27 protein-coding genes, 1 tRNA gene and 1 pseudogene are annotated in these 22,609 nt (G+C 64.0%); 21 read left to right on the top strand and 8 right to left on the bottom strand.

The window, feature by feature from the left end; genetic code table 11:
- The first annotated feature begins 8 nt into the window (after positions 1–8).
- A complete protein-coding gene (locus U4Z64_RS08300; RefSeq protein ID WP_321819668.1) occupies positions 9–335 on the top strand; it encodes a hypothetical protein in 327 nt (108 codons plus the stop codon).
- 4 nt (positions 336–339) lie between these two features.
- Positions 340–1,203 (top strand): MBL fold metallo-hydrolase, encoded by an 864-nt coding sequence (locus U4Z64_RS08295; protein ID WP_321819667.1) that lies wholly within the window; start codon positions 340–342, stop codon positions 1,201–1,203.
- 171 nt (positions 1,204–1,374) lie between these two features.
- Here the strand turns inward: U4Z64_RS08295 and U4Z64_RS08290 are convergent, their stop codons facing one another.
- Together U4Z64_RS08290 and U4Z64_RS08285 are read right to left on the bottom strand one after the other, a co-directional pair.
- A complete protein-coding gene (locus U4Z64_RS08290) occupies positions 1,375–1,662 on the bottom strand; it encodes a DUF1488 domain-containing protein (protein ID WP_014898618.1) in 288 nt (95 codons plus the stop codon).
- A gap of 243 nt (positions 1,663–1,905) precedes the next feature.
- Positions 1,906–2,181: a DUF2964 family protein gene (locus U4Z64_RS08285; protein WP_235879236.1), complete on the bottom strand. Its 276-nt coding sequence runs from the start codon at positions 2,179–2,181 to the stop codon at positions 1,906–1,908.
- 343 nt (positions 2,182–2,524) lie between these two features.
- On the opposite strand from U4Z64_RS08285, the gene U4Z64_RS08280 reads away from it, so the two are divergent.
- The 9 genes from U4Z64_RS08280 to U4Z64_RS08240 all read left to right on the top strand — a co-directional run bounded on the left by U4Z64_RS08280 (position 2,525) and on the right by U4Z64_RS08240 (position 7,891).
- Positions 2,525–4,414 (top strand): sigma-54-dependent Fis family transcriptional regulator, encoded by a 1,890-nt coding sequence (locus U4Z64_RS08280; RefSeq protein ID WP_321819666.1) that lies wholly within the window; start codon positions 2,525–2,527, stop codon positions 4,412–4,414.
- A 134-nt stretch (positions 4,415–4,548) separates the two neighbouring features.
- Positions 4,549–4,851, top strand: a complete 303-nt coding sequence (locus U4Z64_RS08275; RefSeq protein ID WP_321819665.1) for a 2Fe-2S iron-sulfur cluster-binding protein — start codon at positions 4,549–4,551, stop codon at positions 4,849–4,851.
- A 56-nt stretch (positions 4,852–4,907) separates the two neighbouring features.
- Complete coding sequence (locus U4Z64_RS08270) at positions 4,908–5,402, top strand: SRPBCC family protein (protein WP_044846907.1); 495 nt, start codon at positions 4,908–4,910, stop codon at positions 5,400–5,402.
- 103 nt (positions 5,403–5,505) lie between these two features.
- A complete protein-coding gene (locus U4Z64_RS08265; RefSeq protein ID WP_044846867.1) occupies positions 5,506–5,883 on the top strand; it encodes a DUF2946 domain-containing protein in 378 nt (125 codons plus the stop codon).
- Between the two features lie 89 nt (positions 5,884–5,972).
- Positions 5,973–6,116: a hypothetical protein gene (locus U4Z64_RS08260; protein WP_321819664.1), complete on the top strand. Its 144-nt coding sequence runs from the start codon at positions 5,973–5,975 to the stop codon at positions 6,114–6,116.
- Positions 6,113–6,478 (top strand): copper homeostasis periplasmic binding protein CopC, encoded by a 366-nt coding sequence (copC, locus tag U4Z64_RS08255; protein WP_044846865.1) that lies wholly within the window; start codon positions 6,113–6,115, stop codon positions 6,476–6,478. Before U4Z64_RS08260 ends, copC begins: the two co-directional genes overlap by 4 nt.
- Before the next feature lie 43 nt (positions 6,479–6,521).
- Positions 6,522–6,968 (top strand): copper chaperone PCu(A)C, encoded by a 447-nt coding sequence (locus U4Z64_RS08250; protein ID WP_044846864.1) that lies wholly within the window; start codon positions 6,522–6,524, stop codon positions 6,966–6,968.
- A 32-nt stretch (positions 6,969–7,000) separates the two neighbouring features.
- Positions 7,001–7,177 carry a hypothetical protein gene (locus U4Z64_RS08245; RefSeq protein ID WP_185733800.1) on the top strand — a complete coding sequence of 59 codons (177 nt, stop codon included), beginning with the start codon at positions 7,001–7,003 and terminating at the stop codon, positions 7,175–7,177.
- A gap of 84 nt (positions 7,178–7,261) precedes the next feature.
- On the top strand, positions 7,262–7,891 hold the full coding sequence (locus U4Z64_RS08240) for a LysE family translocator (RefSeq protein WP_321819663.1): 630 nt from the start codon (positions 7,262–7,264) through the stop codon (positions 7,889–7,891).
- Between the two features lie 44 nt (positions 7,892–7,935).
- Here U4Z64_RS08240 and U4Z64_RS08235 read toward each other — a convergent pair whose 3' ends face one another.
- Positions 7,936–9,261, bottom strand: a complete 1,326-nt coding sequence (locus U4Z64_RS08235) for a leucine-rich repeat-containing protein kinase family protein (protein ID WP_321819662.1) — start codon at positions 9,259–9,261, stop codon at positions 7,936–7,938.
- Between the two features lie 150 nt (positions 9,262–9,411).
- Between U4Z64_RS08235 and U4Z64_RS08230 the strand changes: the two genes are divergently transcribed.
- Positions 9,412–9,496 (top strand) — tRNA-Leu (locus U4Z64_RS08230).
- A gap of 249 nt (positions 9,497–9,745) precedes the next feature.
- Here U4Z64_RS08230 and U4Z64_RS08225 read toward each other — a convergent pair.
- The gene (locus tag U4Z64_RS08225) at positions 9,746–11,092 is read right to left on the bottom strand and encodes an MFS transporter (protein WP_321819661.1); all 1,347 of its coding nucleotides are present in this window, start codon (positions 11,090–11,092) and stop codon (positions 9,746–9,748) included.
- Between the two features lie 202 nt (positions 11,093–11,294).
- On the opposite strand from U4Z64_RS08225, the gene U4Z64_RS08220 reads away from it, so the two are divergent.
- From U4Z64_RS08220 to U4Z64_RS08205, 4 genes are all read left to right on the top strand, one after another.
- Positions 11,295–12,023 carry a winged helix-turn-helix domain-containing protein gene (locus U4Z64_RS08220; protein ID WP_321819660.1) on the top strand — a complete coding sequence of 243 codons (729 nt, stop codon included), beginning with the start codon at positions 11,295–11,297 and terminating at the stop codon, positions 12,021–12,023.
- 108 nt (positions 12,024–12,131) lie between these two features.
- Positions 12,132–12,386, top strand: coding sequence for a hypothetical protein (locus tag U4Z64_RS08215; RefSeq protein WP_321819659.1), 255 nt, complete (start codon positions 12,132–12,134; stop codon positions 12,384–12,386).
- A gap of 93 nt (positions 12,387–12,479) precedes the next feature.
- Entirely contained in the window at positions 12,480–12,863 is a 384-nt protein-coding gene (locus U4Z64_RS08210) for a cytochrome c (protein WP_321819658.1), read from the top strand.
- A 302-nt stretch (positions 12,864–13,165) separates the two neighbouring features.
- Positions 13,166–13,804 (top strand): SGNH/GDSL hydrolase family protein, encoded by a 639-nt coding sequence (locus tag U4Z64_RS08205; protein WP_321819657.1) that lies wholly within the window; start codon positions 13,166–13,168, stop codon positions 13,802–13,804.
- A gap of 126 nt (positions 13,805–13,930) precedes the next feature.
- Here the strand turns inward: U4Z64_RS08205 and U4Z64_RS08200 are convergent, their stop codons facing one another.
- A complete protein-coding gene (locus tag U4Z64_RS08200) occupies positions 13,931–14,164 on the bottom strand; it encodes a hypothetical protein (protein ID WP_321819656.1) in 234 nt (77 codons plus the stop codon).
- Positions 14,165–15,237: 1,073 nt separating this feature from the next.
- Here U4Z64_RS08200 and U4Z64_RS08195 point away from each other — a divergent pair.
- Together U4Z64_RS08195 and U4Z64_RS08190 are read left to right on the top strand one after the other, a co-directional pair.
- Positions 15,238–15,600, top strand: a complete 363-nt coding sequence (locus U4Z64_RS08195; RefSeq protein ID WP_321819655.1) for a hypothetical protein — start codon at positions 15,238–15,240, stop codon at positions 15,598–15,600.
- Between the two features lie 796 nt (positions 15,601–16,396).
- Positions 16,397–17,065: a hypothetical protein gene (locus U4Z64_RS08190; protein WP_321819654.1), complete on the top strand. Its 669-nt coding sequence runs from the start codon at positions 16,397–16,399 to the stop codon at positions 17,063–17,065.
- Positions 17,066–17,301: 236 nt separating this feature from the next.
- On the opposite strand, the gene U4Z64_RS08185 is transcribed toward U4Z64_RS08190, so the two are convergent.
- Both U4Z64_RS08185 and U4Z64_RS08180 read right to left on the bottom strand, forming a co-directional pair.
- Positions 17,302–17,631, bottom strand: a complete 330-nt coding sequence (locus U4Z64_RS08185; protein ID WP_321819653.1) for a hypothetical protein — start codon at positions 17,629–17,631, stop codon at positions 17,302–17,304.
- 354 nt (positions 17,632–17,985) lie between these two features.
- Positions 17,986–18,870 carry a LysR family transcriptional regulator gene (locus tag U4Z64_RS08180; RefSeq protein WP_193759824.1) on the bottom strand — a complete coding sequence of 295 codons (885 nt, stop codon included), beginning with the start codon at positions 18,868–18,870 and terminating at the stop codon, positions 17,986–17,988.
- Positions 18,871–18,947: 77 nt separating this feature from the next.
- Between U4Z64_RS08180 and U4Z64_RS08175 the strand changes: the two genes are divergently transcribed.
- The 3 genes from U4Z64_RS08175 (at position 18,948) to U4Z64_RS08165 (ending at position 21,657) form a co-directional block, all read left to right on the top strand.
- The gene (locus tag U4Z64_RS08175) at positions 18,948–20,249 is read left to right on the top strand and encodes an aspartate aminotransferase family protein (protein ID WP_321819652.1); all 1,302 of its coding nucleotides are present in this window, start codon (positions 18,948–18,950) and stop codon (positions 20,247–20,249) included.
- 86 nt (positions 20,250–20,335) lie between these two features.
- Positions 20,336–21,205: an AraC family transcriptional regulator gene (locus U4Z64_RS08170; RefSeq protein ID WP_321819651.1), complete on the top strand. Its 870-nt coding sequence runs from the start codon at positions 20,336–20,338 to the stop codon at positions 21,203–21,205.
- A gap of 44 nt (positions 21,206–21,249) precedes the next feature.
- The gene (locus tag U4Z64_RS08165; protein ID WP_082088634.1) at positions 21,250–21,657 is read left to right on the top strand and encodes a DUF2000 domain-containing protein; all 408 of its coding nucleotides are present in this window, start codon (positions 21,250–21,252) and stop codon (positions 21,655–21,657) included.
- A 136-nt stretch (positions 21,658–21,793) separates the two neighbouring features.
- Here the strand turns inward: U4Z64_RS08165 and U4Z64_RS08160 are convergent.
- Positions 21,794–22,597 (bottom strand): annotated as a pseudogene (locus U4Z64_RS08160) (DMT family transporter); the annotation flags it as partial.
- Between the last annotated feature and the right edge of the window lie 12 nt (positions 22,598–22,609).

Raw genomic sequence — 22,609 nt, 5'->3', positions numbered from 1 at the left:
GCCCGGCCATGCCCAGCGTCACGATTTTCATCCCCGAAACGAACATGCCGTCCAGCGCGGCACTCGACGCACTGTCGTCAGCCTGCGAGACGCTCTGCACCGAGGTGTTGCGCGCCGCACCCGGCACGATCCACGTCGCGTACGTGCCGATCCGGCACGGCCGCGGACATCCGGTCAGCGCGGAGATCCGCTTTCGCATCGCATCATTTCGTACCACTGAATTGATGGACCGGTTCATGGCCGAACTGGATCGCGAGATTCTCCGGCACACCGGATTCGTCGCACGCATCCGCTGCTTCGGCTACGACACCACCCACCTTCACGCCCGACATTGACCCCATGAGCGCACCCGTTCCACGCCCTTCTTTCCGGCGCCGTCAGGTCGGCGATTTCACGGTGACCGCGATCAGCGACGGCACGCTGACGGCCGGCCTCGATCTGCTGTCGAACATCGACGTCGACGACGCGACCCGCATCATGCACCGGGCCGGCATGCACACGCCGTCGGCGGTCAACATCAACTGCTACGTGATACGCGGCAACGGCCGCACCGTGCTCGTCGACACCGGTGCCGGCGGCATCCGGAACTGGGGCGGCCTGCTGCGTCCGTCGCTGTCGCAAGCCGGCATCGATGCACGCGAGATCGACACGGTCCTGCTGACGCACGCGCATCCGGACCACATCGGCGGCCTGCTCGACGCAGACGGGCGCCCGGCCTTTCCGCAAGCGGAGGTGCTCATCGACGAACGGGAACGCATATTCTGGCTGGACGACGATATGTACGAGAGGGCCAGCGAGCGCGCGCGCGTCAATGTCCGAATCGCGCGGCGCGCGTTCGACGCCTGCGCGGCGCAACTGCGCACCATCGCGGCAGGCGACGTGCTGCCCGGTATCGCCGCCGTGCCGCTGCCGGGGCACACGCCCGGCCACACCGGCTATCGCGTCGAATCGCAGGGCGAGCGCCTGCTGATCTGGGGCGATCTCGTGCATTTCGCGCCGATCCAGGTTGCTCGCCCAGACGTGTCGATCGCGTTCGATCACGATCCGTCGCAGGCATCGGCGACCCGCGCGGCCACGCTCGCCGAAGTCGCTTCGGATCGCTTGCTGATTGCCGGCATGCACCTCGCCGACGCAGGCTTCGCACGCATCGCGCGCACGCACGACGCAACGAGCGGCGCGTATGCGCTGATCGGCGCAGATTGAGCGAAACGGGATCAACCGAAACGGAACGCGGGCACGCCATCGCGCCGCACGATGCCCGGACCGTGCAGCGCATCGTCCCGCACAAGCGATCGATCTACCGGACGAGCCAGCGCCGATATGACACGGGCGCCGGTATCCGGCGCCCGCTCCGTCGCTGCCCGGTCGTCCGGCTCAGCGCCAGTTCGCTTCGTAGAAGCGCACGTAGCCGCTGCGCAGCGTCACGCATTGCGCGCGCGTCTCGGACAGCAACCGCCGTGCGGCTGCCTCGATCCGCTCGCGGTGCTGATCGTACGCACCGACCATGTCCTCGAAGCGCGGCGATGCCGCACCGAAATGATCCTCCAGCGCCTCGGCGGTGATCTGACATTGGACGCGCTCGCCATTGACCAGCGCCGTGAAACCCAGCATCAGGTCGCGCCCCGAATATTCGGGCTTCTCATTCGTGAAATGGATCTGCATGGGAGCCGCCTCGACCGGTAGAAAGCAAATGACCGCGTCCGTCGTCCGCTACCGGCCGGACGAAAATTTACGCGGGCTCGCCGGCAGAGGCACGATCCACGGGGGTATGGCGCGGACTAATGCATGCCGGTTGCATTCCACTTTAGACGGTTTCGCGCAGGAGGCAAAATTTGCGATGTGCGTCGTCCCGACGCGCATTTCCTCTGACCAGCGCGACATCCGGCACCGTTTTGCCGAACGGCGTCAGTGAGGATCGGTAGGCCAGACGTTCAGCGCGATCGCGGCGGTCGTGGCGCCCGCCGCAATCGCGGCCGCTCCGTATTGCACCGCGTCGCTCAGGTCGAACAGCAGACCGTGGATCGCCACGGCGATGCCGCCCAGCATGATGAAGGTGGCGATGGCCGCCAGCACGACTCTCAGTTCCGTCCGAACCATGATGCGTCTCCCGAACGGATGCATGTCGCGTCGCATGCATGTTGCGATGCGGAACACGGCGCGTGCGTGTTCCATTTCCATCATTGCAGGCGGGCGCTTAAAAGCAAGGGGTTTTTGTACGCAGTCGCACAACGTGCGCGGCGCTTGTATGATGAGGCGATATCGACGGCGGCGGCCCGGGTGGCGGATGGTGCGGTGCAGGGCGTCCAAGGGGTTCGACTGCGAAGCGGGGGCCTCGGAACGCGCTGATGTGCGGATTCGGGTCGACCGCGAAGCATGGGACCAGAGTAAGCGCTAAAGCGCTAACTCCGGCCGACCGCGAAGCATGGGACCAGAGTAAGCGCTGAAGCGCCAACTCCGGCCGACCGCGAAGCATGGGACCAGAGTAAGCGCTAAAGCGCTAACTCTGGTCGACAGGAGACAAGACATGCCTCAATCTTTCGTGCTGCCCGCCACCGCGGGCCGCACCGACCTGCTCGCGCAGGCGCATGCCCGTTCGACCGCGGTCGGCCTGCGCGCGAACGAGCGCCCCGATTTCTCGCCGCTGTCGCGGCTCGCGCTGCGCGAACTGCTCGACACGAACCACGCATTGTTCGCGCACGCGCGCCCGGTGATGGAAAACCTCCACGCGCAAATCGCCGACACGCAAAGCCTCGTGCTGCTCACCGATGCCGACGGCGTGATCCTGCACAGCATCGGCGACGCGGACTTCATCGAGAAGGCGAACCGCGTCGCGCTGTGCACCGGCGTGTCATGGGCCGAAGGCGCACGCGGCACCAACGCGATCGGCACCGCGCTCGCATCGGGCCAGGCGGTCGCCGTGCACGGCTCGGAACACTTCCTGCGCGCGAACCATATCCTCACCTGCTCGTGCGCGCCGATCATCGATCCGTTCGGCCGTACCCTCGGCACGCTCGACGTGAGCGGCGACCCGCGCGGCTTCAGCCCCCATACGCTCGCGCTGGTGCGGATGTCCGCGCAGCTGATCGAGAACCACCTGTTCGCGAACCAGTGCGCGGAAGCGCTGCGGCTGCGCTTCCACGCCCACGAGGATTGCGTCGACTCGCTGTTCGCCGGGCTCGTCGCGTTCGGCCCCGACGGGGGGCTGATCGCCGCGAACCGGAGCGCGCAATTCCAGCTCGGCGCGACGTTCGATGCATTGCAGCATCAAGGCTGCGACGCGCTGTTCGGCATGCACTTCGGCCAGCTCGCGCAGCAGGCGGCCCGCGCGGCCGGCGCACCGTTTCGCCTGACGCTGTCGACCGGCGTGCGCGTGCTCGCCCGCTGCGAATTCGCGGAAGCGCACAAGACGGCCGTCGCCGTCACGCCGCCCGCCCCCGCCGTGCGCACGCGAGCGCCGGACCCCGACGCGATCACGTTCGCGACGCTCGACACCGGCGATGCGCGGATGGCCGCCGTGCTCGAACGCGTCGCGAAGATCCGCGGACGCGACCTGCCGTTGCTGATCCTCGGCCAGACCGGCACCGGCAAGGAATGGCTCGCGCGTGCGCTGCACCAGGCATCGCCGCGCGCAGACGGCCCGTTCGTCGCGGTCAACTGCGCGGCGCTGCCGGATTCGCTGATCGAGGCCGAACTGTTCGGCTATGAGGACGGTGCGTTCACCGGCGCGCGCAAGCGCGGCAGCCCCGGCAAGATCGTGCAGGCCGACGGCGGCACGCTGTTTCTCGACGAAATCGGCGACATGCCGCTCGCGCAGCAGGTCAGGCTGATGCGCGTGCTGCAGGAGCGCGCGGTGATGCCGCTCGGCGGCGCACGCGCTGTGCCGGTCGACGTGCGGGTGGTCTGCGCGACCCACCGCGACCTGCGCGCGATGATCGCCGCAGGCACGTTCCGCGAAGACCTGTTCTACCGGATCAACGGGCTCGCGGTCACGCTGCCGCCGCTCGCCGCGCGCACCGACCTGCCCGCGCTGGTCGAGCGGATCCTCGCGCGGCTGGCGCGCAGCGAGCCGATGCCGGACCGCCTCGCGGCCGACGTGCTCGACGCGTTCATGCGGCACCGCTGGCCCGGCAACCTGCGGCAAATGACCAACGTGCTGCGCACGGCCGGCATGCTCGCCGAAGACGAAGCCGAAATCACGCTCGCGCACCTGCCCGACGATTTCTGGCTCGACTGCGACGACGCACCCGCGGCGCAAGCCGCACCGGCCGACGTGCGCGAAGCGACGACGCTGCAGAGCCACCAGGCCGCGGTGATCGATGCCGTGCTCGCACGGCACGGCGGCAACGTATCGGCCGCCGCGCGGGAGCTCGGGCTCGCGCGCAATACCGTGTACCGCTACCTGCGCCGGCACTGACACGTTCCGGGCCGGTTGCCCGCCCGACGGGCGCCGGCCGCAGGCGGCTTCGGGTATGCTTGGCGCTTGCGTTGCCTTCCGGCATCGCGCTGCCTTGCCTCGCTTCGCTGCCGATTCGCCGCCCGCTTTCACCCATGACCGATCCCGACCACCCGCCTCTCGTGCGCATCGAGCCGCTCGGCGCGACGTTCGACGCGCCCGATTCGCTGACGCTGCTCGAGGCCGCCGCGTTCGCGCACGTCAGGCTGCCGCGCTCGTGCCGCAACGGCACGTGCCGAAGCTGCCTGTGCAGGATCGTCAGCGGCAGCGTACGCTATACGATCGAATGGCCCGGTCTGAGCCGCGAGGAAAAGGCCGATGGCTATACGCTGCCGTGCGTGGCCGTCGCGACTTCGGATGTCGTGCTCGACGTGCCCGACGCGGTGATGATCGGCTGAACGCGGCGCGCTGCTGCGCGCCGTCCCGCAACGATGATGCCTGCCTGGAGAAGATGATGACCCAGTCCACCGATCGCATCGAGAAGCAAGCCTTGCTCGCCGCGCCGCTGGCGCGCGTCTGGGAAGCCGTCAGCAATGCCGGCGAATTCGGCATCTGGTTCGGCGTGTCGTTCGACGGGCCGTTCGTGCCCGACCAGCCGCTGTTCGGCCGCATCACGCCGACGCGCGTCGACGACGACATCGCCAAGGCACAGGAGCCGTATGCGGGCACTGTGTTCGAAATCGTCGTCGATCGCGTCGAGCCGAAACAACTGTTCTCCTTTCGCTGGCACCCGTTCGCGATCGACCCGAACTTCGATTACACGTCCGAGCCGATGACGCTCGTCACGTTCGCGCTCGCGGAAAAAGACGGCGGCACGCTGCTGACGGTCACCGAGACGGGTTTCGACCAGCTGATCGAAGCGCGCCGTGCGAAGGCGCGCGAGATGAACGATCACGGCTGGGCCGCGCAGATGATGCTGATCACGAAATATCTGGCGAAGCACGCGTGAGCGCGGCGCGCGTCGTGCCCGGTATGCGCGTGCCCGCATGCCCTAGCCGCGGGTGCATGGCATAATCCGCTCCATCGTTACCCTACGCCGCCCCGCGCATCGCATGCTGAGTCGTCGTTTCCGGAAGATCGTCAGTCTGATCGGGATGCTCGCCATCCTGATGACGGCGCTCGCGCCGACGATCTCGCAGGCGCTGACGACACAAGGCCGCGTCGACGCACTGCTTGCCGGCCACTGCACGGCCGCGCCGGCTGACGGCGGCCACGCCGGCGATGCGTCGTCGAAAAGCCTGCAGGCGCATCTGCAGGCCTGCGGCTATTGCAGCCTGCTCGCCCATACGCCGGCCCTGCCCGCGCCCGAACTGACGTTCGCGGCCAACGTCCACCCGCTCCAGCACCGCGAAGCAACCCGCTTCGAAAGCCTGCGCCGCGCGCTGCCGCTCACGGCCGCGCAGCCGCGCGCCCCGCCGCTCGCGTCCTGATTCGTCGTCACCGCGCGTGATGCCGAAGCGCATCGCGCCGTCCGCACGCGTCCGCGCGTGCATGCCGTGTCACGTTTCGAAGGACGATCATGTTCGACCGTATTGCTCGCGGCGCCGTGCCGTGCGTGCGCTCGCCCGCTTCAGGCGGTTGCGCGTGCGCGAACGCGCGGCCGCGTGCCGAATTCAAATACATCGTTTTCCTTATTATTTCCAACCGGATCATCCCGTCATGAAAACCACTGCATTCCTCCGCGGCGCACTCGTCGCTCTCGGCTTCGTCGTCGCCCAGGCCGCACACGCGCACGCGCACCCGAAAACCCTGGAACCGGCCGCCGACGCCACGCTGTCGAGCGCGCCGCACGCGGTCACGATCGACTTCAGCGAAACGCTCGAACCCGCATTCAGTTCGATCGCCGTCACCGACAGCCACGGCCAGTCGGTCGCCGACGGGAAATCCGCGGTCGACGCCGGCAACCGGAAGCGGATGCATGTCGCACTGGCGAACCTGACGCCCGGCACGTACACGGTCGCATGGGTCGCGGTGGCGAGCGACGGCCATCGCACGCAGGGCCGCTACGCGTTCACGCTGAAGTAACGCACACGCTGCCCGCTTCCGTACCCGATCAGGAACACCAACAATGAAACGCTCGATTCCGACCAGCCTGCTGTTCGCACTACTGGCGCTGCAGGCGCCCGCCACGTTCGCCGCGTCGGCCGTCCAGGCCGATGCATGCTGGATCCGCACGATGCCGGCGACGGTGCCGTCATCCGGCTATTTCACGCTGAAGAACGACGGCGACAAGCCCGTCACGCTCACGGGCATCGATACGCCCGCGTTCGGGATGGCGATGATGCACGAAACGCAGACGGCCGGCAGCACCGCGAAGATGGTTCACGTCGAAGCGGTCGACGTGCCCGCGCACGGCACGGTGACGTTCAGGCCGAAGGGCTATCACGTGATGCTGGAGGAGCCGCGCCAGCCCGTCGCGCCCGGCGCGAAGGTGCCGTTGCGGCTGCATTTCGCCGACGGCGCGACGGCGTCCGTGACCTGCGACGCGAAGGCGCCGTCGTACACCGGCCAGTAACGCCGCCTGCGCAACGACCGAAGGAGATGCACATGAGCAAGGAACGCCTGCCGCTGGCCAACCTGATCGTCCGCTACCGGACGCCGTTGAATGTCGCCGTGCTGATCGTCTGCGGGTTATGGGCGGGGTGGATCGCCTGGATGACGCGGCCGTCCGCGATCGACTCGCCGTCGTCGATCGCCGCCTACTGCGTGCGCGACGCGCGCTGACGCCGTGTGTCGGGGTGAACCGCGCCGCCGTGGCATCATGCACGGATTCACCCCGACCGCAGAACCCGCCTTTCGGAGCGCCGCATGTCCATTCAGACCTGGCTGCTGTTTGCCGCCGCCTATCTCGCCACCACGCTGTCGCCGGGCCCCAACGTGCTGCTCGTCATCCGCAATACGGTGCGCTACGGCTCGCGCGGCACCGCCGCGACGATCGCGGGCAACCTCGTCGCGCAAGGCGCGGTGGTCATGCTCGTCGCGTTCGGCGTCGGCGCCGTGCTGGCCGAGATGCCGCCGCTGTTCATCGCGATGAAGGTCGTCGGCGCCGCGTATCTGATCTATCTGGGCATCCGGCAACTGCGCGGCGGGCGCAACCCCCGTTCGCCGGACGGCGAGGCCGCGATCGTCGAGCCCGACCGCAGGAAACTGTTCCGCGAAGCGCTGTTCGTGTCGGGCAGCAATCCGAAGACGATGATCTTCCTGTCGGCATTCATGCCGCAGTTCATCGCGCACGATCGCCCGCTCGCGATGCAGTTCGTCGCGATGTACGCGACGATCGCCTGCACCGTCGTCATCGTGCACAGCGTCTATTCGTTCGGCGTGCGCCGGCTCCATCGCGGCCTCGGCATCAGCCCGTGGGTACGCGCGGCCAAGCGCGCGAGCGGGCTGCTGTTCGTCGGGCTCGGGATCAAGCTGCTGACCGCGCGGCAGGCGTAAGCGTCCGCACGGCGACGGCCCGCGCCGCGGCGCGGGCGGAATCGTCAGTCCTTCGATGCGGCCAGCGCTGCCGCAATCTCGCCGAACGACGGCCGCGCGTCGATATCCTCGTTCAGGCACGCGGCCGCCAGCGCGTCGAGTGCGTGCGAGTCTTCCCACGCACGCGGCTCGCAGCGCGCCAGCAACTCGCCGAGCAGATGACCGAACGCCCTGACCTCCAGCCGTTCGAGCCGCGCCGCGCGCTCGCGGTCGTTCACGTCGTAGACCGACGCCGCGCCGAAATCGCCGAGCAGCGCGCCGCCGTTGCCGTCGTGCAGGATGTTGTGCGCGTACAGGTCGCCGTGCATGATGCCGCGCGCGTGCAGATGCGCGGCGACCGACGCGATGCCGAGCGCGATCCGCGACGCGTCGGCCGGCGCGAATCGCGCGTCGGCCGCATACACGTCGCGCGTGCAGGACGCGAAGCTCGGCGGCCCGGCGAGATTGGTCAGCGCCGGATCGACCAGTTCCATCACGAGGCCGTGCGTGCCGTCCGGATGACCGCGCACCTTGCCGATCACCGGAATCATGTTCGGATGGCGCCCGGCGTGCAGGCAGGCGGCCATTTCGCAATCGGGCAGGCCGTCGCTCGTCACCGCGCCCTTGAACAGCTTGACCGCGACCGCTCGCGGCGCGGCGCCGTCCACACGCCATTGCGCGCGGTAGATTACGCCCGACGCGCCTTCGCCGAGCTTCTCGTCGCAGGTCAGCGACGTCCAGTCGATGTCCGCGACGCCCGGCTCGGCCGAAGCCACGGCTTCCGGCGCGGCGCCGAACGGATTGCCCGCCGATGCGAGCCACGCGAGGCGCGGCAGGCGCAACAGCCAGTCCGGCAGCGCGTCGAGCCGGTTCGCCGACAGCCGCACCAGCTCCAGCGCACGGCAGGCGGCCATTTCGGGCGGCAACGCACGCAGCCGGTTACCCGCGAGCATCAGCTTCTGCAGGCGCGCGCAATCGCCGATCTCGGCGGGCAGCGCGTCGATTGCGTTGTCGGTCAGGATCAGCCAGCGCAGTGCGCGCGGCAGCGAATCGCGCGGCACCGTGCGGATCCGGTTCGCCTTGAAGCCGATCATGTCGAGCTGCGCGCACGTGCCGAGCACTTCAGGAAATTCGGTGAAGCGATTGCCGGACGCGAACAGGATGCGCAGGCGATGCAGCCGCGACAGGTCGTCCGGCAGCGCGGACAGCGCATTGCCGGACAGGTCGAGCACTTCGAGCGTGTCCGCCAGATCGAAGATCTCGCGCGGAAATTCGGTCAGCCCGCACGCGAGCTTCAGTTGCCGGGCGCCCGACAGCTGGCCGGCCTGCAGTTGTTCGAGGGTCGTCGTCACGGGGAGAAAACGGGTTGCGGTTGTGAGGATCGTCGGATCGATCCGGCGAATTTTACTGGGATCGCCGTCGCCTGCCTCGCGATCGCGTCACATCCCCCTTCACAAACGCGCAATGTGGCGCTAGAATTGCGCCCCTTGCAGTACTGAAGTGCCGACGTGGTGAAATTGGTAGACACGCTATCTTGAGGGGGTAGTGGCGAAAGCTGTGCGAGTTCGAGTCTCGCCGTCGGCACCAGAACACGGTTGCTCCGTGTTTCGGGAACGTTAAAAGAACCGCGACAGCGCAAGGCTTCGCGGTTTTTTTTATTGCATCGGCAAGCCGGGCCGATGCGTGGACCGGCGCGTCATCGAAGAACGAGACGCGGCTGCCGGCCGGCGTCGCGCCATCGATGCGCGAAACGGCGGCCCGGACACGCAATGCGCGCCCGCCGACACGGTGTCGCGGACCGCGTCCAACGGCGATCCGGTTGAATGCTCGAGTGAATCAGATTGCGGTTTTCGGCTCGCGGACTGCTCGCACGAGCGTGATGCGCCAGCATCCAGCCGCCGCCAGCGACAACCCGATCGCAACGAAGATCGCGACGCGCACGCCTCCCCCCGGGGTCTGCGCGGTGCTCATCAGCGCGCCGAAGATCGCCACGCCGAATGCGGAGCCGCTTTGCCTGCTCGCATTGAGCACGCCAGCCGCGATGCCCGCACGGCTCTTCTCGACGGCGCCCATCATCGCGGCCGTGACGGCCGACGTGATCACGCCCGAGCCGAATCCGACCGCGGGAAAACACAACGCCACGCGCCAGTACGGCGCATCGCTCGCCAACGCCAGCAACCCCGCGAAACCCGCTGCGTAGAGCAGGAATCCCGCGACCACGACCCGGCGCGCACCGAACGACCGGCACAACCGGCCTGCCGAGAAACTGCCGGCCGTCACCAGCACGGTGAGCGGCAGAAATGCGAGACCGGTCCGCAACGGCGGCCAGCCGCGGTTTTCCTGGAAATACAGGCTGAGCAGGAACAGCAATCCGTAGAAAATCAACGCCGACACCAGTGAGACGAATACCGACGCGGAAAACACCGGAAGACGAAACAGGCCGGGGGGAAGCATCGGCTGCGCGCGGCGGCGCTCGATCGTGACGAAGCCGGTCCAGGCCGCGACGGCCAGCACGATGCCGCCGAGAATCGGCGTCGATCCCCATCCCAGTTTCGCGCCTTCGATCAGGATCGCAACCGAACTGCCGAGCGCGATGATCGCCGCCACCTGGCCGGCAAAATCCATATGCGCTCCACCCTGGCGATGCGATGCGCGAGGAATGTGCGTCGTCAGCCATGCACCACAAACGGCGAGCGGAACGTTCACGAAAAAGATGCTTCGCCATCCGAACCAGTGGATCAGGAGACCACCCGCGAGCGGGCCGGCCGCCATCGCGATGCCGCCGCAACCGGCCCACACGCTGATCGCCCCGGCCCGCTCCTGCTCGTCCGGGTACGCCGAGGTGATGAGCGTCAGCGAACACGGCACGAGCAGCGCGGCGCCGACACCTTGCAGCACGCGCGCAATGACCAGCGTCGCGAGATCAGGCGCGGCGCCGCATAACGCCGACGCGGCTGCAAACACCAGCAAGCCGGTCAGGTACACGTTCTTCGCGCCGAGACGATCGCCGAGCAAGCCTCCCGTCAGCAGCAGGCTCGCGAACGTCAGCGTGTAGGCATTGACGACCCACTGCAGCCCCGAAACATCCGAGCCGAGTGTCGCCGCGATCCGTGCGAGCGCAACGTTGACGATCGACGTGTCGAGTATGACGACGACATAGCTGAGGCTCGTCGCCAACAGCACGCTTTTCTTAAATGCGATTGTTTCATTCACGTGAATGAGGCCCCTTGCGGAATAGCGCGTTGACTATAAGCGCGGGGCCTTCGACAATGCTTCGGCGCGTATCGAAGTATGGAAGTGTGCCGAACCGAACATCGGTTCGCGATACGAAAAAGACAATAAATGGAACCGGAGAGAAACAGTGAGTCAGCACAATATTTCAACCGTGGCCCACCTGATCGCGGAGCCCGTGCGTGCCGTGATCTTGATCACACTGACGGACGGTTGTGCCCGCTCGGCGAGCGCGCTTGCGGAAGTCGCCGGCGTCACCGCTCAAACGGCGAGTTCGCACCTCGCAAAACTGCTTGACGGCGGCCTCCTGAAAGTGGAAAGCAAGGGCCGGCACCGCTACTACAGTCTGGCCGGCCCGCACGTTCCCCGCGTGCTCGAGAGCCTCGCGTCCGTTGGCCCCGTCTCGCAGGCATGGCGCACGACGCCGAATCGTTCCGCGCGGGAATTGCGCTTTGCGCGCTGCTGCTACGACCATCTCGCCGGACAGATCGGCGTTGCCGTCACACAGCGCTTGCTCGAGCGCGGCTACCTCGTCGAGCACGGCGAATACGCGTACGAACTCACACCGAGCGGGCATTCGTGGCTGCAGCAACTCGGCCTCGACGTCGGCAGTCCCTTCGCCAATCAGGCAGGATACGCGCACCGGTGCCTCGACTGGACCGAGCGGCAATTTCATATTGCCGGCGCACTCGGCGCCCATTTGATGAATGCATTCTGTACGTGGGGATGGATGACCCGCGGTCATGAGACCCGCGTCGTCGCCGTGACGCCGGCCGGCTGGGGCGCGCTGCGTGAACATTTCGGCATCGAGCGCGACGCCGAACTGGACGCGCAGGCGCAGCGCGGCGCGCCGCGCTTCGCCGAACAACGCGAGACGGCCTGATCGGCAGGCCGCGGGGGCATCACGCAGGCGCGCCGACCGCCTGCAACGCCGGTTGGCGGCGGTAGCGGCCGGCGGCTGTCGGCTGCGGAGGACGTGGAGATCGCAGATATGAACAAGACTCGAAAATTCTTGCTACCGTTCGGAATCGACCTCAGGGTTGAAGATGGAATCGCAAGTATTGAATCCGACTTGCCGGAAGCGCTCCCCAGCTTCAATGATCCCGTCGAAAACGGACGCATCGTAGGGGTTGTTGAAGGCGTCGAGCAATTGCTGCCTTCGCTTGCGCGTGTCGGTGTCGATTTATCCAATCCGCAGTTCGAACAGGCAATCAACGATTGCGTAGCCAACCTCCAATCAGGCTGATCGGCAATTTCCATGTACGGCCAAGAGCGACCATTCCACGATCACGCGTTTATACTCCCAGGCACAGCAATCTGCGTGATACGACAAGGCCAAATGAAAACGAGAAAATTGTTGATCGCTTCGCTAGGAGCGTTGGTGTTGACTCAACCTTCACCATCCTTCTCGCAAAACATCAACGGGAAAAATCTCTATATACAAAGATGCGCGATGTGCCATGGCGCAGATATCAAGGGCACCGGGCCATTGGCCAGGAAAAGCAATCCTGCCACGCCTGACCTCACAACTGCTGCGTTCAAAAAGCGACTCCATGATTATCCAGGCGTCATTGTTTCATCGGTAATACTTCGTCCGAACGGGGACCTGATTCCGAGAACTTTGAGGGAGAACGGCGTAAAGCTTGCGCCGCACTCCTGGACCGTTCAGGATTTTCGCGATCTGAATAACTACATGAGTGACGTGATTTCCAAAAGCCGATGATTCCGTGTTGACCGTCTGACCGCGATGGGTCGGGTACTGTCGGATTCGGAAGCATCATCGGCAGAGCGCATTGCCGGCTCATCGTCGGGGCCGGGTTCGGCCCGGACCGTGTCAAAACGTGCATGGGGCTACCGTTGTTCCTCTTCTGATCTGAACTGAAAATGTTGCCACTCTACAAGTTTGTCCTCGGCCCAATTCTGGTGATACAGGCACGCAGGCTAAGGCGAACGGCGCTACGCCTACCGGAAGCAGCAGGGCCTCGTTGCGGGAGGGAAGGCTCGCGAGAGGCCCTGCAACCGGCCTTGCGAATTCTGGTTGTCGGTGACTCGTCGGCGGCAGGAGTGGGGGTCGACGATCAGATACAGGCATTAGCGCAACCGGTTGCCAAAATGCTGGCTATCAAACTGGGCAGGCCCGTTACATGGCAACTGGTGGCAAAGTCGGGTGTCAACACTGAAGAGTCTCTAGCGCTATTAAGGCAGAGCGAATTACAGCCGGCGGACTTTCTCGTAACCGCATTGGGTACTAACGATGTAACGTCGCAACGTTCGCCACGCCAGTTCCTGCAAGACTATCGGCGACTGGTTGAAGAAGTCCGCCGTCGCACCGGCGCATTCGGTCTGGTAGCAACAGGGCTACCGCCATTGCGAATTCTGCCAGCGGCGCAGCACCCGCTGCGCTGGTACCTGGGCCGATATGCCGCGTCTCTGGACCGCACGCTGCGGCGGTGGATTAGCCAGGATGTTGCCGCGCGCTATATATCACTTGATTGGGCAGCAAAGCCGCTCGAGATGGCCCGTGATCGATTTCACCCCGGGGCTGGGCAATATCGCTGTTGGGCTGAGCTCGTCAGCGAGCAGATCGTGGATTTACTGGTTAAGGATTCCGGGCCAGTGGTCGATCTGGGCATGTGCAACGTAAAGCTTGAACGTCCGCTGTAGAGGAAAGCGACTGGCTGAATCCGCCGTCGGCTACGGCCGACCGCGTCGGGCGGCAGTCGGCCACAAACGGCCGTTCGACACAGCTTTTTAGACCGTCGACAATCGGTGCAGATAAGGGCGTGGTCTTTAGCGGTTACCGTCGATCAGATCGTTCAGCAGCGCATCGAACGCGGCCTGTGCGTCTTCAAGTTCCTGCAGGGCGGCATCAAAGGTTTGCAGCGCGAACGGCGAAGGCTCGCCGCTGCCTTGCGGCGGAAATTGCTTCTGCATCGAGGCGAACGCACTCTGCACGCGCAGCGTGGCGGCCACCATGCGCTCCATCGCCTGGGTTTCTTCGGCTCGGGCCTGTTCCGGATTCATTCCTCTCTCCTTGGATGGTTTTCTATCCCCGTGCAGGGACGCGTCTGGTGAGCGTAGAAGTATGCGTAGATTGGTTCGCTAGGCCCCGTCAGATAAGGTGCAGGTACTGCTGCATCATTGGGATGACGGGTGCAGCTGCGGCAGCGGGTTACGTGCTCATGTGACCGGGAAAAGTTGCTTTGGCAGCCCGAGTTTATCAGCGGCCTGAGCGGGACCGCTCGAAGTTCGCCATTCGGCCAGTTGCAGGTGTTGGGAATCGGCAGCGACGAGTGACCCGTCCTAGCTCCTGTGCGTACGCTTCTTGCTATTTTCAACTTCCGCCAGAATTCGCTGGCCTACCGCGCCGAAAAAGCGCAGACCTGTAGAGCAACCGTTAATACGTAATGTGACCGTGCGTGAAAAGAACATATCTCTTTGTGAAGCATTTATGACATCCCAAGGTATACAGATCGTGGGAAGTCGCAAGTTCAAAGGAAAGCTGGGTCGGACCCATAAGTATTGAGGATAGAGTTCAACGGCCACGGTAAATCTTGTCCATTTTGCTCGACACGAAACCCAGCGATAGGAGCCATTGGAGATTTGCCTTTCGCTCGGGGCGGCCCGCCTCGTCTCGTACGGCTCAAGATACTTCCAACCGGACAGCCGCCGCATAGCCTCAAGCCAAGAGCCAAAGAAAACAATCGCGACGAAGAAAAATCGGACGGTATCGAGCATATTTCGTGGAGTTAGGATGGCCGAGTTTGCCAGTGCGACTGCCCGAGTTTACCAGCAGGCCGCACGGTATCGCTCGAAGATCGCCGTTCGGCCAGTTGCCGGAGATCACGACCGATTGAATCCGCTGCCACTTTCGGGCGTTCGTGGCAGCCACGTAAATCACCGACCATGAGAGCTGCGCCGGTCCCAACCTGCGAACGTTCGTGATTTACGAATACGACCTTAAGGTAATATTGCCTCGTCTTACCGGCTCTCTCCGAGAGAGAGCCGACGTTACAAAGAGCGGTGCGCAGATTCGCAAAAGACATCCAGCCTGAAGGTAGGATTTTGTATCCTGGTAACTACAACATGAGGCGTTAATGAGCAACCACATTCCCTCCTTCATCGTTGCTGCGGCATGTGCCTTCCCGGGCGTCCATGCGCTGGCTGCAGACCCGGACTGCACGGGGCTTGATCGTTGGCCTACTAGTATGGCATTCGTAAAGCTTAAGAACGCAGGGCTAACCGACAACGACAAACTCGACTTCAACAAGACCACGACGGTTCGACTCGCATCGGAACGAATTGGAAATGACTTGTACCGTCAAGTTCATCACGTCATCTTCACTGAAAAAAGTGGTGAGACGATAGAGGTTATCACTGCAAGCGATGCATCGAGTGAAGAATGCTCTATGTCAGATGTCGAGGTGTTCGTGATCTCAAGACGGCTTGGTGGGAAATAACGCCTACGCCCTTTGCATCCACGTTCCTAATAATGAAAATGATCGTCAACTCATTCCAAACAATAGTTCGCTACTTTTGGCTATGGCTTGTCGCCATTTTCTGCTCGTCAACGGCCCTAGGTGACACACGAGTTTGTACAGCAGCGGAGGCTCAGAAGGCAGAAGCTGTAGTTGCAGTTGGTAGGTCGCGGAAGCAGTTGCATCTACAATTTTTACAATATGCACATTGCGACGATGGAGCCATTGCGGAAGGTTTCAGCGAGTCAATTACTCATTTGCTTGCCGATCACTGGGAAACTATTCGACAGATTCAACCCATGATCGCGTCAGATCCAGCTTTCCGTAAATTCATTATCCGGCATATTGACGAAACTGTGCCTGCAGACCGATTGCAGCGGATCGCTAGAAATGCGAGCGACCAATGTCCTCGAAATCTAAAGAACCTTTGTCAAGATATTAGAGCAGCGGCCATGAAATAAGCCTACGAACATCCATGCATAAAAAAATGAGGCTCCGCGTAGGATGGCAACCCGGCATCACGCTCGACCAGTATTACTGGGTGTCCCCTTGAGGGCATGTGGTAGATCGAACGACCGTTTTCGGGAAATGTGTCAGACCGCTCCGGGTCGGAAGCGGGCCTCCACGTGAGTCTGATACCGCCAAAAGGGGACATTCGATTTATGAAGCAAATTCGTTGATAATTTGATGCACTCCCCCACGTCTGTCCCTGTTATTCTTGTTGCCGGTAATGTGGGAAAAAGATCACCTGATTCAATATACATACGGGGGAAAAATAATGCTCTATCGACAACTTGTTGCAATGGCGAGCGCGGTGGTTTGTTTCGCCGGATATACGCTTGTCGTGCAGGCACAGCCAGACCTCGTTCAGTTTCGCGAACATACAGAGCTCGCCCAAAACCATTACTCCGATCGCCCTGAGGTCAACCCGGCGCCGCAAAGAATCCTGGTTATACAAGTACACAAGGATCCACGTATCGAACTTTGGCTCGACTCCCTTTATGGCACGACGAATGCTAAATGCATGACTCAGACTGCATTCGCACGCTTCGCGGGAGCTCCTGACGTCCCGCAAGATGTATATGATTCGGTTCGGCTGCCAGCGGGTCAAAGCGATTTTTCGGTGCGCTTCTTTCTTGATCACTATCTGCCCGGTGAATGCAAGTGGCAACCGATGGGCATTGGCCACTCCGAGTTTCTGCCGGAGGACTCTCTCCATCCTCAGGTCCATAGTGGAGTCGTCGGAGTAGCTCATAAAGAGATAATCCCATGGGGACCTGTAGGTCTGAGCGAGACAGAGCTTGTTTGGGATTGCCATCGCAAAGAGAATTCTGACACCCGCGTGAAGGGACTATTTTGTATGGCAAGACCTGATTCGGTTGAAAAGCAGACTATGTCAATCGACGGCGGGCTCGTGAAAATCGAATTCACGTTGGCACCGGATTGAGCCAGGTCTCTTTGACGTTCGACCCTGCGCCGGGCATCGGTGATAATCGGCTCCGCGAGCGTCGGCATTTCAAGAAATGCGAGTGGCTGATTCGGGTCGGTAACGGCCCATCGCTGAAACGTCTGGCGTAGGTCTCGGCGTAGGTTTGTGATCTGCGTCTTGTCAGATAAGGTGCAGGTATGATCACAGTGGACTCGGATATGAAGATGTATTCGCAACTATTAACGCCCCCCTGTTTACGGCGCCGCCACAATGAATATTCGAATTATTGCTACCGTGCCGATGATGATCGTAATCATTGTAAATAATGGAATGAATATTGTTTTTCTTCTCTCTCCTTTTGCGTTAAAGGTAGCGAAGTTATATATACTCGGATATGATTTTTTTACTCGAAATGGAACGACAAACATCGCGATAAGCGTCAAGACGAAGCATACGTCTCGCCAATGAGCCATTTGGGTTGATATTGGTGCTCGACCGTGACCGTGAAATGCGCGAACGTAGTAAAAAAACAAAACCGCCGCGACCAATGCGGCGTCCATCAAATGCAAGGCAATTTTCTTCATGATGCTACCCCGCCAAGCTTTGATTGTTGCGTTTGATAGCAATTAGATGCAATGGCAGCGGAGTTTTCAAGGAATCGTTAACCCCATTGCATTTCACACACGTCAATCCGAATGAGTTGTAAACTTTCGCGCGGCGTTTGGCCCATCTGAAGCGAATGGCTGCTTTGTAGAAGGGCGGCTGTCCGCTCCGGGTCGGCATCGGCCAGTCCTGAAAAGATCGAGCGTAGGTCGTGGCGTAGCTTCGTGTGCCGATCCCTATCAGACAAGGCGCAGGTACTGCTGCATCAGCATTCCCCCTCTCCATCAGAAAACGGCGCATCGCTCGACCGCTCACCCACACGCCCTACCCCGCCCTCACAGCACCGGCAAGACCGCCCGAATATGCTCCGCGAACGCCGCCGTCAGATGCGACGGTCGCTTCCGGTCGAACCGCAGCGTAATGCCGACCGCCGGCAGCGGCGGCAGCCCGCGATCGCCGGCGAGGATGGCCAGATCGGCCGGCACCGCCGTCTGCGTCATCACCGCAAACGCCTGCCCCGAACGCACCAGCGCGGTCAGCCCCGCGAGGCTGCTGCTCGCATACGCGACGCGATAATCGCGGCCGGCGCGACGCAGCGCCTCACAGGCCGCAATATGATCGAGCGTATCGGGATCGGACAGCGCGAGCGGCAACGGATCGAACCGCGCGGCATCGAGCCCCGGATAGCCGATCCAGACCAGTTGCTCACGGCGGATAAAGTCGCCGTCCGAACCATCGTCCGGCACGGACACCATCGCCAGATCGACCGCCCGCTTGTCGAGTTGTTCGAGCAGCCGCGGCGTCGGCCCGCACACGACCTCGACGATCGCCTGCGGATGCTGGCTCGAAAACTGCCGCAGCAGCGACGGCAGGAACACGCCCGCGTAATCGTCCGGACAGCCGAACCGGATCGTGCCCGACAACCCGGTGCCGCACAGGTCGGCCATCGCTTCGTCGTGCTGCCGCAGGATGCGCTGCGCATGCACGAGCAGCCGCTCGCCGGGATGGGTGAGCAGCACGCCGCGGCCGGTGCGCTGGAACAGCGGCTGGTCGACGCTTTCCTCGAGCCGCCGCATCTGCTGGCTGAGCGCGGATTGCGTACGGCCGACCCGCGCCGCCGCGCGGCTGAGCGAGCGCACTTCGGCGATCACGACGAACGAGCGCAGCAGGTCGATTTCGAGCGAGCGTGCCAAGGTATTAGCTCCTTTTCTACCTTGCATAAGAACTATTCGTTTCCATAAAACCAGACCGGCGCCTAGACTGCAAGCGATCCTTGGCCCTTGTCCGGAGAAGCCCGATGTCCCTGAACGACGACGCAACCTTCTGGCACAACGCCAGGCAGCACCTGATCCGCTACGGCGGCACGTTCGAGCCGATGATCATCGAGCGCGCGCAAGGCAGCTTCGTCTACGACGCGGACGGCCGCGCGATCCTCGATTTCACGTCGGGCCAGATGAGCGCGGTGCTCGGGCACAGCCATCCGGAGATCGTCTCCGTCATCAACGAATACGCGGGCAAGCTCGATCACCTGTTCAGCGGGATGCTGTCGCGCCCCGTCGTCGACCTCGCGACGCGCCTCGCCGACCTCACGCCGCCCGGGCTCGATCGCGCGCTGCTGCTGAGCACCGGCGCGGAATCGAACGAAGCGGCGATCCGGATGGCGAAGCTCGTCACCGGCAAGTACGAGATCGTCGGCTTCGCGCAGTCGTGGCACGGGATGACGGGCGCGGCGGCGTCCGCCACGTACAGCGCCGGCCGCAAGGGCGTCGGGCCGGCCGCCGTCGGTTCGTTCGCGATTCCGGCGCCGTTCGCGTACCGGCCGCGCTTCGAGCGCAACGGCACGTACGACTATCTCGCCGAACTCGACTACGCATTCGACCTGATCGATCGCCAGTCGAGCGGCAACCTCGCCGCGTTCATCGCGGAGCCGATCCTCAGTTCGGGCGGCATCATCGAACTGCCGGAAGGCTACATGGCGGCGCTCAAGCGCAAATGCGAGGAGCGCGCGATGCTGCTGATCCTCGACGAAGCGCAAACCGGCGTCGGGCGCACCGGCACGATGTTTGCATGCCAGCGCGACGGCGTGACGCCCGACCTCCTCACGCTGTCGAAGACGCTCGGCGCGGGGCTGCCGCTCGCGGCAGTCGTCACGTCCGCGCGGATCGAGGAACGCGCGCACGAACTCGGCTACCTGTTCTACACGACGCACGTGTCGGACCCGCTGCCGGCCGCGGTCGGCCTGCGCGTGCTCGACGTGGTGCAGCGCGACGGCCTCGTCCAGCGGGCGAACGTGATGGGCGACCGGCTGCGGCGCGGGCTGCTCGACCTGATGGAGCGCTTCGACTGCATCGGCGACGTGCGCGGACGCGGCTTGCTGCTCGGCGTCGAGATCGTCAAGGACCGGCGGACGAAGGAACCGGCGGACGGGCTCGGCGCGAAGATCACGCGCGAGTGCATGAACCTCGGGCTCAGCATGAACATCGTGCAGTTGCCCGGCATGGGCGGCGTGTTCCGGATCGCGCCGCCGCTGACCGTCAGCGAAGCGGAAATCGATCTCGGGCTGTCGCTGCTGGAACAGGCGATCGCACGCGCGCTGTAACCCCGCCGCCCGTCGCTGCCGCACGAAGCGCGTACGATCTGCGTACACTATCCGGCAGGCAACGACCACGGGCAGCGAGGCGAGCGATGGCGAGCGCGGCAAACGACAACGGCACGAACGAGCACTGGCTCGTCGCGCACCGCGATCCGGAAACGGGGATCGAAAGCCTGCGCGCGCATTTCAGCGGGCATGCGTACGATCCGCACGATCACGACGACATGCTGATCGGCTTCACGGAACAAGGCGTGCAGCGTTTCCAGTGTCATCGGTCGCTGCACACGAGCGTGCCGGGCCGCGCGATCCTGATCGAGCCGGGCGCGCTGCACGACGGCCATGCGCCGGAAGCCGGCGGCTTCACCTACTCGATGCTGTACCTGCCGCAGGCGTGGGTCGAACGTGCGGCACGCCGAATCGATCTTCCCGGCCTGAGCGGCGTCGAAGCCGCGTTCGGCCATACGCTCGTCGACGATCGCAGCCTCGTCGACGCGATCCGCCACGCGTTTCTCGCGATCCACGGCAACGAAGGCAAGCTCGCGCGCGACCAGACGCTCGACCGTCTGCTCACGCGCCTCGGCAGCCAATTGCGCGATTCGGTCGCGGCAAGCGCCGACACGAGCACGGGCACCGTGCCGCCGGCGATCGTGCGCGTGCGCGACCTGCTGCACGCGCATCTGGACGGCAATCTCGGCCTCGACGAACTCGCCGAGTTGGCCGGCACCGACCGCTTCCGGCTCACGCGGCTGTTCCAGCGCGCATACGGGACGTCGCCGCACGCGTACCTGGTTCGCCTGCGCCTGCGCGCGGCGCGCCGGCTGCTCGCGGCAGGCCGCACGCCGGCGCAGGCTGCCGCGGACGTCGGCTTCGCCGACCAGAGTCACCTCGGCCGCTGGTTCCGCCGCGCGTACCGGATGACGCCGGCCGCCTATCGGCGGATGTGCACAAACGTTCCAGACTGATCGCGCCGGCTATCCGATCATGAGCGCTTCAACGAGGAGCACTCATGTTCGATACGAAAGTGGCATTGATCGTGCGCGACGATCTCGCGGCGTGGCAGAAACTCAATGTGGTCGCATTTCTCGCGACGGGCGTCGCGGCCGGCGCGCCCGAAGCGCTCGGCGAGCCTTACGAGGATGCGGCCGGGAATCGCTACGGCCGCATGTTCGGCCAGCCGATGCTGGTGTTCGCGGCCGATCTCGACGGCCTGCAGGCCGCGCATCGGCACGCGCTGTCGCGCGAAGTCAGGATCGTGCCGTACGTGCGCGCGATGTTCTCGACCGGGCACGACGCGGCCAATCGCGAAGCGTTTCGCGCCGGGGACGCGACGAATCTCGATCTGGTCGGCCTTGCATTGCACGGGCCGAAGAAGGCCGTGGATAAAGCCGTGAAGGGTCTGGCGCTGCACGCGTGAACCCGGCGTCCGGCTCGCTGCCGCGGGCCGCTTCCATGCCTGCCCGCCGCGCCCGGCCGAACCGTTCGCCGTGCTTGCTGGCGAGCCACACGCCGAGCGCGACGACGACGATGCCGAGATAGGTCGTCACCGGAATCCGGTCGCCGAACATCCACGCGGCCCAGGTCAGCGTCACGGGCGGTTCGAGATAGACGAGCGTCGCCACGCGCGTCGCGGGCATGCGCTTGAGCAGCGCCCATAACGTCAGGTAAGCCATGAACGTCGAGAACACCGTCAGCCACACGACGGACAACCAGACGTTCGGCTGCGTCGGCACATGCAGATCGCCGGTGACGAGCCCGCATGCCGCGAACAGCACGAGGCTCACGCACCCCTGCACGAACAGCGGCAGAAACAACCCGTCCTCGTTGCTGCGCGCCGTCGTGAGCGCGCGCCGCCGCTGATAGATCGTCGCGATCGACAGCCCCAGCGCGGACACCAGCGGCAGCATGTACATGACGATGCCGACCGATTCGGTCGGCAGCGCGTATTGCCCGCCGATCACGATGCCGACGCCGATGAATCCGAGCACGAGCCCGGCCCACTGGCGCGCGCCGCTGCGCTCGCTGCCTTCGAACGTCGTCATCGCCGCCGTGATGAGCGGCTGCAACGCCGCGACGATCGCCGCGATGCCCGGCGGCAGCCCATGCTGGATCGCGACGTAGACGCAGGCCAGGTAGAGGAACTGCGACAGAAAGCCGATCACCGCGTGATAGCGGATCTTCTCCAGCGTCAGGCGCCCGAGCCGCCTGTTGAGGACGATCGCCAGACAGAGCGTGACGAGCAGAAAACGCCAGAACAGCAGGTTGAACGCACCGGCCGTCTCCGCGCCGAGCTTGGCGCCGATGAAGCCGGAACTCCACGACAACACGAAAACGAGCTGGATCAGGAAAAGCTGCATCGGAACGGCGCC

Source organism: Burkholderia sp. BCC1996 (genome assembly GCF_905339955.1).
Classification (GTDB): domain Bacteria; phylum Pseudomonadota; class Gammaproteobacteria; order Burkholderiales; family Burkholderiaceae; genus Burkholderia.
Note: the sequence above shows the minus strand (reverse complement) of the source record. Positions and strands in the feature narration are given on the sequence as shown.

Excerpts from the sequence above, each read along its gene's own strand:
- U4Z64_RS08300 (WP_321819668.1), top strand. The coding sequence starts at position 9 with ATGCCCAGCGTCACGATTTTCATCCCCGAAACGAACATGCCGTCCAGC.
- U4Z64_RS08295 (WP_321819667.1), top strand. The coding sequence starts at position 340 with ATGAGCGCACCCGTTCCACGCCCTTCTTTCCGGCGCCGTCAGGTCGGC.
- U4Z64_RS08290 (WP_014898618.1), bottom strand. The coding sequence starts at position 1,662 with ATGCAGATCCATTTCACGAATGAGAAGCCCGAATATTCGGGGCGCGAC.
- U4Z64_RS08285 (WP_235879236.1), bottom strand. The coding sequence starts at position 2,181 with ATGATGGAAATGGAACACGCACGCGCCGTGTTCCGCATCGCAACATGC.
- U4Z64_RS08280 (WP_321819666.1), top strand. The coding sequence starts at position 2,525 with ATGCCTCAATCTTTCGTGCTGCCCGCCACCGCGGGCCGCACCGACCTG.
- U4Z64_RS08275 (WP_321819665.1), top strand. The coding sequence starts at position 4,549 with ATGACCGATCCCGACCACCCGCCTCTCGTGCGCATCGAGCCGCTCGGC.
- U4Z64_RS08270 (WP_044846907.1), top strand. The coding sequence starts at position 4,908 with ATGACCCAGTCCACCGATCGCATCGAGAAGCAAGCCTTGCTCGCCGCG.
- U4Z64_RS08265 (WP_044846867.1), top strand. The coding sequence starts at position 5,506 with ATGCTGAGTCGTCGTTTCCGGAAGATCGTCAGTCTGATCGGGATGCTC.
- U4Z64_RS08260 (WP_321819664.1), top strand. The coding sequence starts at position 5,973 with ATGTTCGACCGTATTGCTCGCGGCGCCGTGCCGTGCGTGCGCTCGCCC.
- copC (WP_044846865.1), top strand. The coding sequence starts at position 6,113 with ATGAAAACCACTGCATTCCTCCGCGGCGCACTCGTCGCTCTCGGCTTC.
- U4Z64_RS08250 (WP_044846864.1), top strand. The coding sequence starts at position 6,522 with ATGAAACGCTCGATTCCGACCAGCCTGCTGTTCGCACTACTGGCGCTG.
- U4Z64_RS08245 (WP_185733800.1), top strand. The coding sequence starts at position 7,001 with ATGAGCAAGGAACGCCTGCCGCTGGCCAACCTGATCGTCCGCTACCGG.
- U4Z64_RS08240 (WP_321819663.1), top strand. The coding sequence starts at position 7,262 with ATGTCCATTCAGACCTGGCTGCTGTTTGCCGCCGCCTATCTCGCCACC.
- U4Z64_RS08215 (WP_321819659.1), top strand. The coding sequence starts at position 12,132 with ATGAACAAGACTCGAAAATTCTTGCTACCGTTCGGAATCGACCTCAGG.
- U4Z64_RS08210 (WP_321819658.1), top strand. The coding sequence starts at position 12,480 with ATGAAAACGAGAAAATTGTTGATCGCTTCGCTAGGAGCGTTGGTGTTG.
- U4Z64_RS08200 (WP_321819656.1), bottom strand. The coding sequence starts at position 14,164 with ATGAATCCGGAACAGGCCCGAGCCGAAGAAACCCAGGCGATGGAGCGC.
- U4Z64_RS08195 (WP_321819655.1), top strand. The coding sequence starts at position 15,238 with ATGAGCAACCACATTCCCTCCTTCATCGTTGCTGCGGCATGTGCCTTC.
- U4Z64_RS08190 (WP_321819654.1), top strand. The coding sequence starts at position 16,397 with ATGCTCTATCGACAACTTGTTGCAATGGCGAGCGCGGTGGTTTGTTTC.
- U4Z64_RS08185 (WP_321819653.1), bottom strand. The coding sequence starts at position 17,631 with ATGAAGAAAATTGCCTTGCATTTGATGGACGCCGCATTGGTCGCGGCG.
- U4Z64_RS08180 (WP_193759824.1), bottom strand. The coding sequence starts at position 18,870 with ATGCAAGGTAGAAAAGGAGCTAATACCTTGGCACGCTCGCTCGAAATC.
- U4Z64_RS08175 (WP_321819652.1), top strand. The coding sequence starts at position 18,948 with ATGTCCCTGAACGACGACGCAACCTTCTGGCACAACGCCAGGCAGCAC.
- U4Z64_RS08170 (WP_321819651.1), top strand. The coding sequence starts at position 20,336 with ATGGCGAGCGCGGCAAACGACAACGGCACGAACGAGCACTGGCTCGTC.
- U4Z64_RS08165 (WP_082088634.1), top strand. The coding sequence starts at position 21,250 with ATGTTCGATACGAAAGTGGCATTGATCGTGCGCGACGATCTCGCGGCG.